Source organism: Flavitalea plasmicola (assembly GCF_030546645.1).
Lineage (GTDB): Bacteria > Bacteroidota > Bacteroidia > Chitinophagales > Chitinophagaceae > Puia.
The window spans coordinates 463,465-479,070 of sequence record NZ_JAUOTO010000005.1 but is presented as its reverse complement, the minus strand read 5'-3'; the positions used below and the strand labels follow the sequence as shown (position 1 = coordinate 479,070).

Below are 15,606 nucleotides of genomic sequence, written 5' to 3'. Positions count from 1 at the left end.
TACCAATCACAGACCGAAACCCAACCCTCCTTTCTTTGGCCAGAGCGCCATTCCACCGCATCTTTGTTCTGTCAAAAGCAAACCACCGTACCCTGATCCAATATCCGAAAATCCAACGTCCGAAGCAGACCCTGTCAAACCTGCCGTAACCCCGGCCCGTTTGCCGCCCCTCTGAAAACGCGATCCAATTTTTCTCTGAGAAACCTCCGACTAGCCTTGGGGGTTTTTTCATTTAAATGCCCTGCGCATCAAGGGACTCAAAGTTATATTCACCCACATCTTCCCCATAAACAAACCTTTCTTCAGCCAATTGCCCCCAAACATCCCCATCATACAATCCAACGCCTTGGGCCCATGCATCCACCGCATATTGAACATCGTTCCCCTCCCCACTTTGGCAAATCTTTTAAACATCCGCTTCTCATAATATCCAATGGCGGCCCTCGTCTCCGCAAATCCACCATCGGTAAGCGTCTTGCTCAACTCCAATGCATCCAGCATCGCCATATTCACACCTTCCCCCGCATACGGCGGCATCCAATGAGCCGCATCGCCTATGAGGGTGATGTTAGACTGAGGGACCCATTTTTGATCCAATGGCATACAATACTGTGGCCGTGGAATGAAGATCGTTGTTTCACTGGCAAACAATTCATGCCAGACAGGAGCCCAATCCGAAAACTCCTTTTTGAACCAGGCCAGCACCGATAGGTGGTTGGAGAAATCCACCCCGCTGTCCCGGAACCAATTTTCATCCGTCTTACAACCCGTGGCAAATCCAAAGCTGCCATTGCCTTTCGAGCTGACGATCAAAGTTTTTTCATCACCAAAAGCAAAGATCTTTCCTCCTTTTAAGAGCCGGTGAATAACGGGGGCCGTCTTCTCCGCATCGTGGATCGATCCTTCCAGCAGGGTGACACCTGTCCAAAAAGGCTTGATATCCGTAACGAAAGGCCTTATTTTCGAGTTGGCCCCATCCGCCCCGATCACCATATCAGCCATGACGCTGTTGCCATTTTGGAACACCAGCTTCCAGGCACCTGCGACAGCCTCCAACGACATAATATGACTGTCCCAAACCACCGTATCCGCCCGCAATGAATTTAATAAAATATCCCTCAAAGGCCCGCGGTCAATCTCAGGCCGGTGACCCTTGTCACCGAATTGCGTAGCAGGGGACTCCTTAGCGTGGTCATCGAAATAGATCCTGGCAACCTTATCCACCACACGCATTTTTTCCGCACCCGGCCTGTAATGGATCTTGAACTCGTTCATCAGTCCAGCCTTAGCGAGGGCAGCCAGGCCCGAATCGGTATGCAGGTCCAGCGCTCCGCCCTGTATCCTGACCTCTTTATGAACGTCCCTCTCGTACACTTTCACATCCACTCCTTTCAGCTGTAAAAGCCTTGCCAGTGTCAGTCCCCCTGGACCGCCCCCAATGATGGCGATTTTCTTGTTGTGTATCATGACACAAAGCTATATAGCCGAACAAAGACAAAATAGCTACTTTTGGCCAATAAATAGTCCTAAAAGAACATGTTTGAAATCACATTAAAAGAGCAAACAGGATTCTTAAAATTATTCGCCGACCTGGTAGGCAGCAAGGTGGAAAAGGGCATGGTAAAGGTTCCAAAGGACAAAGGGAATGGCTACATCCGGGGCTTGTTACTGAACCCTTCACTCAGCATGATGATCCGCAATTGCGAATTGAACCAGGATCTGCTTTCAAGAAGGCTGCATGACCCCAGTGCAAACGAAAGGATCATCATGTCTTTCAACAACGTTTTTAAGAACAAGGAGGACGTTGCCGGACCGCACTCCATGAAAGATCTGCCGTCAGTGCAGATGATCAGGGGAAATATCGATCTTGAGACGGTGTACCCCGGGAAAACAAAATACCGCTCCATTCTCATCGCCATTGACACCCTTTATTTGAAGACCTTGCTGGGGCAGGGAGAAGAGGACAATGCCATCCTGAAGAACATCACCACGGGCAACCGGCCTGCATTATTTGAAGAGCTGATATCACCGCAAATACATACAGCTGCCAGGGAAATAATAGAGGCGGCCGTACCTGGATCCCTGCAAAACTTTTATTGCAGGATCAAGGCGGAAGAAATGATTTGCCTGTTATTCGCGGAATTGTATAAAAGGGAGAACGCACCCGTGCATTCCCTCGATGAAAATGATGTCCGGAAAATTTATCAGATCAGGGACAGGATACTTTCACAGCTGGATACACCTCCTGTATTGAGTGAGCTGGCAACTGCCGCGGGCATGAGTACCTCCAAATTAAAAAGACTTTTCAAACAGATCTTCGGCGCCAGCTTTTTTAATTATTACCAATGCTTCCGGATGAAAGAAGCCGCACGGTTGCTGAAAGAGCACAAGTACACTGTTTCTCAGGTGGGCTACCTGCTAGGCTTTTCTAACCTCAGTCATTTCAGCCGGATCTTTGAAGCGCACATAGGGATGAAGCCGAAGAAGTATTCGGCCACCTGATCTCCGGATCACCGGATCAATTCCACCGTTCCCTTCTGCATCTCGAGGCGCTTAAGCAGCGGATTATAATATTCAATGTACCAGACATACGTGCCGGCGGGCCGCAACGTCCCGTTCCTGGTCCCATCCCATCCACTGTTGTTGTTGACAGCCTCGAAAACCTCCCCGCCCCACCGGTCGAACACGGCAAGCCTGAAGTTCGTCACCGAAATGCCTGGCGGTATGCGGAACAGGTCATTATGTCCGTCTCCATTCGGAGTGAAAGCAGAGGGCATAGCCAGGTCATAATAGACTGTCACATGCTCTTTCGCGCTGGCGCTGCAGCCTTTCGCGGTCGTCACCGTCAGCTTATAAGTAGTCGAAGCCACGGGGTTGGCCACAGGATTGGGAATAATAGTACTGTACAGCGACTCCGAAGGCGTCCACACATACCATGCAACAAGGCCGCCGATATGCGGATCCAGCTGTAGATAAGTGCCTCCCTTGATCACCGTGTCCGGCGTCAGGCTCACCGTCGGCAGGGGATACACCGACATGCTGATGGCATCGGATGTCGCGGGCAGGGAGCAGGGCAGGCTCCCGGTGAGGGTAACATTGATCAGATCCCCGTCGTGCAGGTGGTTGGACGAAAATACGGCGGAGCTGCCACCCTCCGGATCACCGTTCACGGCCCATTGGTATCCGGGATGAGGGCCGCCATCGGTAGGCGTCGCCCTGAAAACCACCAGGCTGTCGGCACAGACGCCATTGGCCGAAGCGGCTATCGCCACCGAAGGTGTGATATTCGGCAAAACATTCATGATAAGCTTATTGGACAGGGCGGTCGCAGTAGCCGGACAGACGGCATCGCTGGTCAGCAGACAGCTCACCTCGTCGCCCGAGGCCAGGACATTGCTGTTGAATTGCGGACCGTTGTCCCCCGTGGGTGACCCATTCACTATCCATTGGTATTGCGGAGCGGCGCCGCCGTCGACAGGCATCGCAGAGAAGCTAACGGGCGCCCCCTCGCAGATAGTCAGGGTGTCAGCCGCTATCGTGAGGGCGGGATGGGCCACCGGTAGTATCCTGATGGAATCCGGCGCCGACACCACCTGGCAGGTGGTAACGCCGATGTTCCCCGCCTCGGCCGCCGTCAATCGATAGAGTAAGTCGCTGGCATGGGTCGTGCTGGTTGAATAGGCAGCGCTCACGGCGCCCGGGATATCGTTCCAGCTTTTGCCATCGTCACTGCTTTGCTGCCATTGGTAGACAGTATTTGCATAACAGCTTCCCACCGTGCCCAGGAGCTGCAGGGTGCCTGCGGGGTCTGCGCAGAGGGTTACGGCATCGCCGGGATAGCCGTTGATGCTGATGTTGACGGAAGGGCCCGCGGCCCGGAAAGTAATATCATCTATCGCCAGGTCATTGCCATATCCGCCCGCCGCGTTGTTCGTCATGCGCAGCACCACGGAGGATATCCCCGGCGGCGTGGTAAAATTGAAGGCATATTGCAGCCAGGCCGTCGCATTGGTCACCGGCACATCGCCGGTCTGCAGGCTCTGCAGCACGGTGCCGTCGGTCTTTTCAATGTTGAAAGTAATATTGGGAAGGATCTCACCCGCATGCGAGGCCATATTCAGCACCCAGGCAGCGAACTGGTAATGGGTCGAAGGGCAAAGACCCGTCACCGTCTGTACATAAAAATCGCTGGCCTGGTGCGAAGCGCCGATCAGCATATAATACCCGTTGGGATCTCCCGTATGATCCCTGGTCACCGTCAACCAGTCGCCGACGTAGCAATTGCTGGTGCTGTTGACGATCGTGTAGGCATTATCGAGCACGCAGGCCAGTGTCTCGTATTCCAGCGTGGTGATACCCGGCGCCAGCGGAGGACCAAAATTCGTCCCGGCGCCAAAGGTGATATTGACGATAGGATCGCCCAGTCCGCTGCTGCAGGTCTGGGCACGGACAAAGGTCACCAATAGCAGGAAAAGGGCTGTCAGGGCGGTTCTCATCAATCAGCCGAAAAGATAGCAAATATTTTCATTACGACATATGGCATGGCTGGTGACCCATCGCTTCCCAACCGCACTTTTTGTCTATATTTAATACGGAATTAATTTCCCCACCAAATTTATCCTATCATGCCTTCCCGGGAAATGGACAACTGGATCAATGACCTTTATGGCGGTGATCCTATAAAGGGAAACCTCAGCCTGCAAAGGTTGATAGAGCAGGGTCAACAGGCAGAGGAGTTGCTGCTCACCACACCCATGAGGGACCCCAAAACACAACAGGTATACCGCCGTCTCTATAAATTTATTGCCACCCGGGGCAGCGGCCTTGCGGAAAAGCTCGTCCGTCGTATGTCAGGCAGGGTCGATTACCGGGACGGACACAAGCTGGCCGAACTGTTCGCGGGATTCAGCGACCACCGGCCGGCTTTGCAGTTATTAGGAGATCACCTGGATCTGAAAAACGATCTGATAGGGCGGGAATATTTCCTCCGGGCCTGGGGCTATGCAGGGGGCGGGGGCGGCGTGCTGTGGCATATGGCAAAAAGGGATAGCCTCAACTGGGAAAAACTCACCACCCATGCCTTCAGGGGAGTTTGTGATACCAGCAGCCGCATGCACGAGGATGACCTGTGGTTTCTGGAACAGTTCCTCACCCATAAATGGGTCGATTACAGCGGCCTGACGCCGATAGCAAACGATCCCGAAGCCTATCAGCGGTTTGCCGTCGACGAACACGAGATCGGCAGCGCGGCGAACTATTCTTTTCTGCGCTGGAGGCGGGGGGCGGTTGCCGATAAGATCATCGGGGATTGGTCAGCGCACGGAAACTGGCGTGTCCGGAGCTTTGGCGCCCAGATCCTGGCTGCCATGGGGTTTCAAAGGGTGCAGCAATCCGTCAAAGAATGGTTGGCCCGCGAGACCAACGGCCAGATCAAAACAAATTTATATCATGCCCTCGAACGCTGCGATTCCACAAAGTCGGCGGATATCCTGCTGGAAGAATATTTCAAAGGTCAGCCGGTGGACATGTACCTCGTAAGAGTTGCCTGGAGGGCCAGTGACAAGGAAGCGGCTTTGCAGGCGCTGAGACAGATCGCTGCCCGGGAAACTTCCGTGGGGTCGGAGGCGTTGGTCTCGATGGCAAAACTGGGATGCACGTCTGAGCATACGGAATCCAGGCTGATGTCAAAGGATTTCTATTGCCGGCTGACGGCCGCGCTTTCCCTGGCTTACCTCCAGGATAAGAAAGCCGGGCCAACCCTGACCAGCCTCTACCACGAATCCGCCAAATCGCTGGAACGTATTATGGTCAAAGCAGCCCTGGCCATCCTGGGGGGCGACAATGCCGCGCAACACCTGCACAACGAGTTGGTTCGTGGCGCAGAGGAACCGGATTATTTCGATCGATCAGACCTGTTCTTCATGCATTATTTTATCCAAACGGCCGTTCTCGACGGTTTTGGCGCCAGCGCGGAAGGCTCGGATCTTTACCAGGGAGCATGGATGCAGGAGTTTCGACCCCTGGACCCGGTCCCGGTACCACCTGCACCTGCACTTGGGTCTGGCCCCGAGCCTGTACCTGGATCTGGCCCCGAACCTACACCTGGATCTGGCCCCGAGCCTACACCTGGATCTGTGCCTGCACCTGCAATTGGATCTGCCCCCATACCTGCAACTGGATTTACACCCGCACCTGCGCCTGCATCCAGGCCCACGCCCGCACAGGAATCGGCAAAGCGTCCCGGATCGCGAGGCGCTCCGCACCCCATTGCGCCAAAAGCATCCATTCCCGTACAACCCCTCCAGCGGACAGCCTCACAGCCACTCAAGCTCCTCTTTCTCTCTGCCCAGCCTTATGACAGGAGCAGACTGGACCTGGAGTTCGATAAGATCGTCGAAATGGTGGAGGACGTGGTGGCGGAAGGCAAAATTTATATCATGCCGCCCGTGCTGGAAGCAAACTATGAAAGACTGCTGTTCAACCTGAAAAAACATCCCAATGTCCTCCATTTTTCCGGACACGGCGTAGAGGAAGGCATTTGTTTAAAGAATGACCTCACGGGCAAAACAGAATTGCTGGAGAATGCGGAATTAACAGACGCCTTTAAAGACCGGTCAGGCTATTTACAATTGGTATTCTTAAGTTCCTGCTTTTCGGAGATACAGGCAGAGCTGATCTCCAGGCTGGGTATCTATACGCTGGGCTTTAATATCGAGATCGAACCTTCGGTTGCCAATCTCCTGATCCAGAAATTCTATTTTGGGTTTTGCGTCCAGGATGGCGCCGTCGATATCGAAAAAGCAATTAAGATCGGCTGCACGAATGTAGCCAAGGCCTACCCAGGGAATATCCGGAATGTCTCGTTATGGAAGGAGGGACAACGAATAGATTACAAAACGCTTAAATAAAAGCACATGCAACCCGGCATCATTCGGCAAAACGGTTTCATCTGGCTGGCACTGGCCCGCGAAGGCGTATTGCCATTGACCTTGCTCGAGAAAACAAAAGAGTCTTTCTTTCAGCGGTTGATCGGCGCTCCCGGAGAGGCCGAGGCGATGAATGCCACCGTCTTTTCCCTGTTCCCCAAAAAGGGGAAAGGTATTGTTCCCAAGATCTCACCGCCAGGCAAGGTCGCTTTTTTTAAAGGATTCGATCTGCTCGACCTGAAGTCAGAGGCCACCGTCCAGGCGAAACAAAAGATCCCGCTGCTGGGAAAATCAGCCGCTTCGGCCAAGTTAGCCACGGCCTCCCGACTGCTTTATTCATTCGGAGATGTCCAGCATCTCAGCGTGGAAACAGAAGTGCTGCTGGAGGAGTACCTGAATACAAAGACACCTGTCGAAGAAGCCTACGGGTTCCTGAAAAAATTGCAAAAAGGCCACCTGTTCGTCGTAACCGAAGTATTGCAGACCCGGCATTTCACCGTGAAGGACGCATCCGACCTCACTTTCTCCGGCGAGCTGAGCGCGGATGCCATCGAGAAGATTATAGCGCTGAAAGCAAAGACCCAGACGCAATCGGAGAAGGAAAAGGAGCTGAGCTTTAAAGGGGAGACACCCGTGACATTTGCCCTGAAAGCCTATCGCATCCAATACAATAAAGAAGAAGGATATTATTCTCTCAGCAGGAAGAAGCTAAAAATAGTGAAGGGGGATACCGGTTTGGAAAAAGACAGCGTATCCGACGAAGAGACGATCGAGCTGTTATGATCCCGGGGCTGCCCGCTCCTTACAGGCTCTCTACGAGACCTGCCACCCCGTGCCACCTGGCCATATCTCTCCTGACCTGCCTCCTCAAGCCTCCTGTCCGATCCACACCGCACCACCGATGCTATCCCTGGAAGCACCCGTGACGGAGGCAAATACATTATTCTCTTCCCGCCAGCGCAATACTCCTATCAGCGCCATAACGAGCGCCTCTTTGTAATCTGCCAGTTGCCCGTCCGGCACGACAACCTCTATTCCCAACGGCGCCAGCAATGCCCGGAGCCTGCCCACGAGGAACGTATTATGTACTCCGCCGCCTGTGACCAGCATCTTCTTTTCATTTCCTACTACCAACATCTTTCCTCCGCCGCCTCCTGACGCTTCCCCTGTCTCAGCTTGCAGCTTGTAGCTTGCAGCTTGCAGCTCCCCACTCGAAGCTCTCACCTCCCCACTCGCAGCTTGCAGCTTGTCGCTTGCAGCTTGCAGCTGACCACTCGCCGCCCTCACCACCTGCCGCGCCACGTGCTCCACATAGGTCCTGAGCGCATCCTCGATGGAGATGCCCCCCTCGGCGCCCTGGTCGACTCCTTCACCCTCCTTTCCCTCTATCGCCTCGCGGATCAATGGCAGCACCGTCTCCGTCCCGAATTCATTGGGCAGCGATTTCGGATAGGGCTTGCCGTAGTAGGCCAATCCATCGAGCTGCTGCAGCAATCCCTCGAGCACCTGTCCCCGTGAGGCCAGCTCCCCTCCTGCATCGTACTCCATCCCTGCCAGCAACGCCAGCTCATTCAACACCCTGTTGGCCGGGCACACGTCAAAAGCCACAAAACTCCCCGCCCTTCCCTGGTCTGCTTGCAGCTTGTCGCTTGCAGCTTGCAGCTCATTGCTCCCCGCTCGCAGCTCATCGCTCGCAGCTCGTCGCTCAAAATGCGCCGAAATATTAGCAATCCCCCCCAAATTCAAAAAGAATGTATAGTCCTGCAGCAGCAGCCTTTCCCCCACCGGCACGATGGGCGCCCCTTGTCCGCCCAGGGCCACGTCCATGGCCCGCAGGTCGCTGACCACATTGATCTTCGCGGTGGCTGCCAATGCCGCGCCATCCCCCAGCTGCGCCGTCATCTTATGCTCCGGCGAGTGAAAGGTCGTATGTCCATGGCTGGCAACCAGCTGCACCTGGTAATGCAGGTTATGCTCCTCTATAAACCGAAGCACCTGCTCGCCCAGGTAATGTCCATAACGGGTATGGAGCACCTGGTACTCAAATGCGGAGAGGTCCCCGGCCGAAGCGAGCGTCTGCCGCCATTCGGAAGAATAAGGATAACAATCGGCCCACAGAATACTATACTCCCATTTTCTCAGCCCCTCTTTTTTGGTAGAGGGACTCTCCTGCAAATGGACATAGGCGATGTCCAATCCGTCCAGCGAGCTGCCGCTCATGAGGCCGATAACTTTATACACCATAAGGCCGTAAAGATAAAAGTTTTATTATCTTCATTCACAAATCGTACGCATGGCAAAATACTGCTTAAGTTATGAAGCAAAGAATGCAGTTATCTGGGAAGAAAATGAACTGAAATTAAAAATTGCAGAGATACTGCTGAAGAATGATGCCTACGAGCTGCAGCATCCCATTGCCGGCACCCTGCTTTTCGAGGACGGATCAGTGAAATCCATGATCCAGCACTGGAACAGCGCCCTCATCGGGCTGAAAGAAGACATCTACTATTATCTCTGCCAGGTGGCCAAAGCCAGGGAAGACGATTACCTGGATCGCAATGAAGGAGACCCCAATCTGAACGACGAGTTCCAGGATTTGCTGGATGATCTCGAATAGCCGGCAGGCGGGCCCGCCCCCCAGCCCATTATTCCCCACACGCAATGCATCTTAGGACTTTTCAATCCCATTTTTTTTCATTTTCAATCCACCCTCAAAACGATACATACCACCCCCCCACCCTCCTTCCCGATCTTTTCCTTCCCGGTCCGAACCTTTTCATCAAAGCCCCTCAGCCGATTTTTCCCGATTTTGGCGTAGGTTTGTCCCGCCAAAGCTCCCGTACAGGTCAAAACACAATTTCATATGGTCGTCAATTTAAGTGAGCAGTATTCCCTGTTAAGCAATTGGATCAGCGAGATCAGGGACGAAGAGGTCCAGAAGGACAGGATGCGCTTTCGCCGCAACCTGGAACGCATAGGCGAGGTGGCTGCTTACGAGATCAGTAAGGGGCTTGCTTTTGCAGAAACGGAAGTGCAAACGCCACTGGGTACCGCCATCTGCAAAACGCTGAAAGACCAGCCCGTGGTCGCCACCATCCTCCGGGCAGGCCTCCCCCTGCACCAGGGACTGCTGAACTACTTTGACAAGGCCGATAACGCCTTTATCTCCGCCTACCGGAAGCACCAGCGCGACGGCAGCTTCGAGATCAGCCTGGACTATGTATCCTGCCCCGAGCTGGAAGGACGGGTGGTCATCGTTTCCGACCCCATGCTTGCCACCGGCGCCTCCCTGGTAAAGACCATCCAGTTCCTCCGGGAAGAGGGCCATCCCTCCGAGATCCATGTGGTGGTCGCCATCGCCTGCACCGTGGGGATAGAATATGTCCTGCGTAGCGAACCCAACTGTAAAGTGTGGTGTGGCACAATAGATGACGAATTGACAGCCAAGGGATACATCGTCCCCGGGCTCGGCGATGCCGGCGACCTGGCATTTGGCACGAAAGTGCAGATGTAGGCTTGGTTTTGCCAAATATTTATATTATTTTTCGACTCCATCCCTGGTCAAACCAACCCTTAGAAAGATTTAGCCGTCTATTAATGAAAGCGCATGGAACTATCCCTGCCCAAATTGTAAAACGAGAGACCTTAACTGTTTATGAAGACAACGTTGCACAGGAACTACCAGAAATTAAACCTCCGCACCACCAGTGCATGCCTTTTCCTGTTTTTTGGAATCATGTTTTCCCATCAATCCCTGCAAGCACAGGATCCTGGATTCTCCCAATTCTTCGCGTCTCCCCTGACACTGAACCCCGCCCTCACCGGCAAGTTCAACGGCGTGGTAAGGGTGGCCGGCAACTATCGCAACCAATGGCCTTCTATCAATAATGCCTTTATCACCTCTACGATATCCGTCGATGCACCCATCCTGCGCGGCCGCCTGCCGGAAAATGACACCTGGGGGCTCGGCCTGATGGCCATGACAGACAAGACGGCCAGCGGGGTCCTCACCAGCAACTTCGTCTCTTTCTCCACCGCCTACCACAAAGCGCTGGACGAAGACGGCCTGCACCAGCTGGGCGTCGGCTTCCAGGGCACCTATGCCAACAGGAGCCTGGACGGGAACAAGCTTACTTTCGAGGACGGCCTGCAGCTGGACGGCACCTGGCTGCGCAGCCCCACCGAGATCATCAACTACCAGTACATCAGCGTACACTATTTTGATATGAACCTGGGCGTGCTGTACAATGGCTCTACCAACGGTAATAACAACTATTATGTGGGCGTCTCAGCCTATCACCTCAACAGGCCGAAAGAATCCTTCCTGGGCGTGGATACCATCAACGTACCCATCCGCTTTACCGCCCACGGGGGCGCTTATTTCCCTGTGGCCGGCAGCCCCAGCACACTTTATCTCAGCGGATTGTACAACAGGCAGGCGGGAGCCCATGAAATTGTCTTCGGTGGCGCCTGGGCCGTCAGCGCCAGCCAGGACGAGCAGAATCCCGTCAACTTTTATGCAGGCGCCTGGGGCCGCTTCAGCAATGTAACGGATGCCATCATTCCTTATGTGGGATTGGACTACGGCAGTTTCAGCCTGGGGTTGACGTATGATGTGAACGTATCTTCGTTGAAGACGGCTTCGCAAAGCCGCGGAGGGATCGAATTATCGCTGATCTATATCAAGAAGCCTTCGGACGGGCATCATGATATTCCGTGTCCCCGTTTTTAGCTACGAGCTACGAGCCATGAGCTACTCCCCCCAACACGTAACCACAATATCCCTTTCGCCTCCACGATCCCTATGCTCGCATAGATAAACCCCCTGCCAGGTCCCCAACGCCAGCTCCCCATTCGTAATGGGCATTAGCACAGAGCATCCCAGCAGCGCCGCCTTCAGGTGCGCCGGCATGTCATCCGGCCCCTCGTCATTATGCCGGTAATCCGGATCATTCTCAGGCACCGCCTTGTTGAAAAAGGTCTCAAAATCCTGCCGCACCGTTGGATCGGCATTCTCATTGATCGTCAATGCCGCCGAAGTATGTTGAATGAACACCTGGCACATACCCGTCCGGATCTGCCCGATCTCCGGCATTGCCGCCAGAGAACTTCGTCGGACCTGCTTCGACACGGTCCTTCTCGTTCGTAACCTTCGTTTCACTCGGTTACCCGCGTAATGAGATGGAATCCTCTTCTTCTTTCCCTTAATGTCACCGACCGTTGATAGATCTTCATAAGACACAAAGATACGCCCCAAAAAAACACATCATGCGCTATTACATCCGGGCAGTGACACTTATTGCAGCTTCCTGATCCTGTTATTCATCACATCCGCCACATAGATCACTCCGCTCCCATCCACGGCAATACCCGCCGGGTTGTTGAACCGCGCGTCGGGACCCGCGCCGTCCGCAAAAGCGCGCGCCCTGCTTGTACCGCCCGCGATCGTAGTGACGACGCCCGCAGGTGTGATCTTCCGGATATTACAATTAAATCTGTCCGCAGCATACACATTCCCCGCAGCGTCCGTAGCCAGGGCAGGGACAAAGTCAAACCGCGCCCCGGCGCCCACTCCATCGGCCGTCCCGAATTGACCATTGCCCGCTACCGAACTGACCAGCCCGCCCGGGTCGATCTTACGGATCCGCTTGTTATTGATCTCCGTTGTATAGACATTCCCGGCCGCGTCGACGGCCAGGCCGATGGGACCGCTGAATTCCGCATCTGTGCTGTAAGTATCCACATACCCGCTGACATGGTTACCCGCAAAGGCGGTCGTCACGCCCAGTGGGTTGATCTTCCGGATCACATTGTTTCCCAGGTCCGCGGCATAGACATTCCCGTATTTATCGATTGCAATACCCAGCACGCCATTGAACAATGCTTCCGGCCCCCTGCCTTCCTTATAACCGCCATTTTGAACACCTGCCAGTATGCTGATGGCCCCGTCCGGCGTCACCTTCTCCACCCCGTTGATGCCGTCTCCCGACACGTATAGATCACCGGTAGCATCCAGCGCCAGGGAGCCCGGCCCGTTCAGCAACGCCGCAGACCCGTCTCCCGCCAACGTCGTCACCGTCCCGTCCGGCTGGATCTTACGGATCCGGTTGTTCCCGTTATCCGCGACATAGACATTCCCAATGCCATCCACGGCCACGCCAACAGGTCCGGAAAACCGCGCATCTGCCCCTTTGCCCTCCGCAAAGCCCGCCGCATCGCCGCCTGCCAGCGTCGACACCGTATAGACATAACTAAAATCCGTAAAGGAACGCACCGAAGCGGCCCCTGTCTGAACAAAGATCTTCCCGTCACCCGCCGTCATCGGCACTTTCACCGCCAGGCTCGTGGGCGAGGCGGCCATGACGATGGCCGGCTTACCATTAAAGCTCACCTTATTTTCAGGCACAATGCTGCTGAACCCGGACCCGGAGATCTGCACCACAGCGCCGCCCGCGCCGCTGTCCGGGCTGAATGCGGTAATCTTCAACACTTTGTCCTCGGGCGGGTCTGTCGTTTTACGGCAGGAACAGACGAAGCCCGGCAGGCCCGCCAGCAATATGATAAAGCAATTTCTCATTGTATTCACCGGATCTTGCGGATACAGTTGTTGATAAAATCCGCCACATAGATCGCGCCATCGACATCCACCGTGATGCCTACAGGATCATTGAACCTTGCCACGCCACCGGCGCCATCCACAAATCCCGGCGTGCTGATCCCCGCTATCGTGCTGACAACACCATCCGGCGTGATCTTACGTATCCTGCTATTACCGTAATCAGCCACAAAGACATTCCCCGCCTTGTCCACCGCCAGCTGCCTGGGAAAATCGAACTTGGCCATATTGCCCGGCCCATCCGCAAAACCCTCCTCGCCCGTGCCCGCCAGCGTGCTGACGATCCCCGCGGCATTGATCTTCCGGATCCGGTGATTGTCCATATCCGTTACATAGATATTGATATTGTCATCCACCGCAACACTTGAAGGATAGAAAAATTTAGCGCTCGCGGCAGGACCGTCCCTGAAGCCGGAGAGCTGCGTTATATCCCCTGCCACCACCGACACCACCCCATTCGGATCGATCTTCCGGATCACGCTGTTGTATTCGTCCGCTACATAGAGGTTGCCAAATTTGTCCTGCGCGACGCCCGTGGGATGGTTGAATTGCGCATTGGTCCCCACCCCGTTCTTCGTGCCGGGCGTCCCATTGCCCGCCAGGACAAAATGGTTGCCATCCGGCGTGATCTGCTGGATCTGGTGATAACCCTCATCGGCCACGTACACATTGCCCGCGGCATCGACAACAATCTGCCCCGGATCATTGAAAATGGCTAACCCTTTGATACCTACAAAAGAAGTCACCGTACCATCCGGCGCCACCTTGCGGATGAAATCATTGCCCGCATCGGACACGAAAACATTCCCGGCGCCGTCCACCGCCACACCCCGGGGGTGGGAAAACCTGGCATCCGGTCCTTTCGCATCGATGTTGCCGCCCACCCCGCTGCCTGCAAGGGTGGTCACTGTATAGATATAACTGAAATCAGTAGCCGCACTTACAGCCTGCGCCCCCACCTTCACCGTTATCTTTCCATCTTTCGCGCCCACCGGCACTTTCACCGACAGGCTGGTTACACTGGCCGCAGTGACCACCGCAGGCTTATCGCCGAATGTCACCACATCCTCAGACAAGGTCCGGCTAAAGCCCGTACCCGTAATGGTAACAATGGAATCACTGGCAGCACTGGCAGGAGCAAACGAAGTCAGCTGCAGGGGACCGGCAGCGCCGCCGCCAGCGTCATTTTTCTTATGGCAGGAGAAGAGCATGCCCACCCCTGTCATCATCAGCACGATCAAGGCAATATTTTTCTTCATAAGAAAGTAAATCTATGGAGTAGGCTTTTGCCTGCAACAGCCATCTCACCTGTGGCCGTCCCTGTAAGATGAATGGCAATGGAGAGTTTGCCAATGGCCCGGGCCCATCATGCTTATACGGTCTTCTTCCCGCTGACATAAGGGTTCCCTTTCACAAAGAACCGGTAGGGCAGTGCCGCATCCGGCCCCGCATAATCCACCCCGATCCTCGGCGTAGCCACGATCTCCGCGGGACGCACCCGGTGACCATCGTCACCGATGTATATCTCCCCTTCATACAATGAATAGCCCGTATGCAGCGTCGCCAGTCCCATGGCCTTGGATAGATTGCCCGGGCCCCTGGTAAGCGAATGATCCGGCTTGACCTTGTCCGTTCTTTTCAGCATCAGTGGAATGCCTTCCAGGGGTTCCAGGGCCCGGACCAATACAGCGTGAGGGATGTCCTTCTTATTGGTGACCACATTGAACAGGTGGTGAATGCCATAGATCAGGTATACATAAGCGGTGCCGCCTTCCCTGTACATCACCTCCGTCCGCCGGGTCCTCCTGCCGGACCATGCATGGGAAGCCCGGTCCACCACGCCGTTGTAGGCTTCCACTTCCACGATACGACCCGACGTACGCCCGCCTTCAAGCTCCGTCACCAATACTTTCCCCAGCAATTCCCGCGCGATCCTCACCACGTCCGGCCTGTCATAGAAAGAATTATCCAGCTTTTTTATGGTCCCCACCAAATAAATAATTTAAGTTTGACGGTATTAAGCGTTATAACCATTGTACGAACGAACAAAGTAACATAAAAGAC

At 54.6% G+C, this 15,606-nt stretch carries 13 protein-coding genes; 6 read left to right on the top strand and 7 right to left on the bottom strand.

Features of this window, described 5'->3' with window-relative positions:
- Positions 1–228 precede the first annotated feature (228 nt).
- The gene (locus Q4E93_RS20320; RefSeq protein WP_303588362.1) at positions 229–1,467 is read right to left on the bottom strand and encodes an FAD-dependent oxidoreductase; all 1,239 of its coding nucleotides are present in this window, start codon (positions 1,465–1,467) and stop codon (positions 229–231) included.
- A gap of 69 nt (positions 1,468–1,536) precedes the next feature.
- Here Q4E93_RS20320 and Q4E93_RS20315 point away from each other — a divergent pair, with 69 nt between their 5' ends.
- Positions 1,537–2,502, top strand: coding sequence for an AraC family transcriptional regulator (locus tag Q4E93_RS20315; protein ID WP_303588360.1), 966 nt, complete (start codon positions 1,537–1,539; stop codon positions 2,500–2,502).
- An 8-nt stretch (positions 2,503–2,510) separates the two neighbouring features.
- Here the strand turns inward: Q4E93_RS20315 and Q4E93_RS20310 are convergent, their stop codons facing one another.
- Complete coding sequence (locus tag Q4E93_RS20310; RefSeq protein ID WP_303588358.1) at positions 2,511–4,496, bottom strand: T9SS type B sorting domain-containing protein; 1,986 nt, start codon at positions 4,494–4,496, stop codon at positions 2,511–2,513.
- Between the two features lie 129 nt (positions 4,497–4,625).
- On the opposite strand from Q4E93_RS20310, the gene Q4E93_RS20305 reads away from it, so the two are divergent.
- Together Q4E93_RS20305 and Q4E93_RS20300 are read left to right on the top strand one after the other, a co-directional pair.
- On the top strand, positions 4,626–6,908 hold the full coding sequence (locus Q4E93_RS20305) for a hypothetical protein (RefSeq protein ID WP_303588356.1): 2,283 nt from the start codon (positions 4,626–4,628) through the stop codon (positions 6,906–6,908).
- Positions 6,909–6,914: 6 nt separating this feature from the next.
- Positions 6,915–7,709 carry a hypothetical protein gene (locus tag Q4E93_RS20300; protein WP_303588354.1) on the top strand — a complete coding sequence of 265 codons (795 nt, stop codon included), beginning with the start codon at positions 6,915–6,917 and terminating at the stop codon, positions 7,707–7,709.
- 84 nt (positions 7,710–7,793) lie between these two features.
- Here the strand turns inward: Q4E93_RS20300 and Q4E93_RS20295 are convergent, their stop codons facing one another.
- A complete protein-coding gene (locus Q4E93_RS20295; RefSeq protein WP_303588352.1) occupies positions 7,794–9,170 on the bottom strand; it encodes an anhydro-N-acetylmuramic acid kinase in 1,377 nt (458 codons plus the stop codon).
- A 49-nt stretch (positions 9,171–9,219) separates the two neighbouring features.
- Between Q4E93_RS20295 and Q4E93_RS20290 the strand changes: the two genes are divergently transcribed.
- The 3 genes from Q4E93_RS20290 to Q4E93_RS20280 all read left to right on the top strand — a co-directional run bounded on the left by Q4E93_RS20290 (position 9,220) and on the right by Q4E93_RS20280 (position 11,658).
- Positions 9,220–9,543, top strand: coding sequence for a hypothetical protein (locus tag Q4E93_RS20290; RefSeq protein ID WP_303588350.1), 324 nt, complete (start codon positions 9,220–9,222; stop codon positions 9,541–9,543).
- A gap of 246 nt (positions 9,544–9,789) precedes the next feature.
- Positions 9,790–10,440, top strand: a complete 651-nt coding sequence (gene upp, locus Q4E93_RS20285; RefSeq protein WP_303588348.1) for a uracil phosphoribosyltransferase — start codon at positions 9,790–9,792, stop codon at positions 10,438–10,440.
- Between the two features lie 141 nt (positions 10,441–10,581).
- On the top strand, positions 10,582–11,658 hold the full coding sequence (locus Q4E93_RS20280; RefSeq protein WP_303588346.1) for a PorP/SprF family type IX secretion system membrane protein: 1,077 nt from the start codon (positions 10,582–10,584) through the stop codon (positions 11,656–11,658).
- Between the two features lie 21 nt (positions 11,659–11,679).
- On the opposite strand, the gene Q4E93_RS20275 is transcribed toward Q4E93_RS20280, so the two are convergent.
- The 4 genes from Q4E93_RS20275 to Q4E93_RS20260 all read right to left on the bottom strand — a co-directional run bounded on the left by Q4E93_RS20275 (position 11,680) and on the right by Q4E93_RS20260 (position 15,532).
- Positions 11,680–12,087 (bottom strand): secondary thiamine-phosphate synthase enzyme YjbQ, encoded by a 408-nt coding sequence (locus Q4E93_RS20275; RefSeq protein ID WP_303588344.1) that lies wholly within the window; start codon positions 12,085–12,087, stop codon positions 11,680–11,682.
- A gap of 135 nt (positions 12,088–12,222) precedes the next feature.
- Positions 12,223–13,503, bottom strand: a complete 1,281-nt coding sequence (locus tag Q4E93_RS20270) for an IPT/TIG domain-containing protein (protein ID WP_303588342.1) — start codon at positions 13,501–13,503, stop codon at positions 12,223–12,225.
- A 5-nt stretch (positions 13,504–13,508) separates the two neighbouring features.
- Complete coding sequence (locus tag Q4E93_RS20265; RefSeq protein ID WP_303588340.1) at positions 13,509–14,801, bottom strand: IPT/TIG domain-containing protein; 1,293 nt, start codon at positions 14,799–14,801, stop codon at positions 13,509–13,511.
- A gap of 113 nt (positions 14,802–14,914) precedes the next feature.
- The gene (locus Q4E93_RS20260; RefSeq protein ID WP_303588858.1) at positions 14,915–15,532 is read right to left on the bottom strand and encodes a DNA-3-methyladenine glycosylase; all 618 of its coding nucleotides are present in this window, start codon (positions 15,530–15,532) and stop codon (positions 14,915–14,917) included.
- Positions 15,533–15,606 lie beyond the last annotated feature (74 nt).

Bases quoted from the DNA above. Each gene is read 5' to 3' on its own strand.
- Q4E93_RS20315 (WP_303588360.1), top strand. From the start codon at position 1,537: ATGTTTGAAATCACATTAAAAGAGCAAACAGGATTCTTAAAATTATTC.
- Q4E93_RS20280 (WP_303588346.1), top strand. From the start codon at position 10,582: ATGAAGACAACGTTGCACAGGAACTACCAGAAATTAAACCTCCGCACC.
- Q4E93_RS20265 (WP_303588340.1), bottom strand. From the start codon at position 14,801: ATGAAGAAAAATATTGCCTTGATCGTGCTGATGATGACAGGGGTGGGC.
- Q4E93_RS20320 (WP_303588362.1), bottom strand. From the start codon at position 1,467: ATGATACACAACAAGAAAATCGCCATCATTGGGGGCGGTCCAGGGGGA.
- Q4E93_RS20270 (WP_303588342.1), bottom strand. From the start codon at position 13,503: ATGAGAAATTGCTTTATCATATTGCTGGCGGGCCTGCCGGGCTTCGTC.
- Q4E93_RS20290 (WP_303588350.1), top strand. From the start codon at position 9,220: ATGGCAAAATACTGCTTAAGTTATGAAGCAAAGAATGCAGTTATCTGG.
- Q4E93_RS20295 (WP_303588352.1), bottom strand. From the start codon at position 9,170: ATGGTGTATAAAGTTATCGGCCTCATGAGCGGCAGCTCGCTGGACGGA.
- upp (WP_303588348.1), top strand. From the start codon at position 9,790: ATGGTCGTCAATTTAAGTGAGCAGTATTCCCTGTTAAGCAATTGGATC.
- Q4E93_RS20300 (WP_303588354.1), top strand. From the start codon at position 6,915: ATGCAACCCGGCATCATTCGGCAAAACGGTTTCATCTGGCTGGCACTG.
- Q4E93_RS20305 (WP_303588356.1), top strand. From the start codon at position 4,626: ATGCCTTCCCGGGAAATGGACAACTGGATCAATGACCTTTATGGCGGT.
- Q4E93_RS20310 (WP_303588358.1), bottom strand. From the start codon at position 4,496: ATGAGAACCGCCCTGACAGCCCTTTTCCTGCTATTGGTGACCTTTGTC.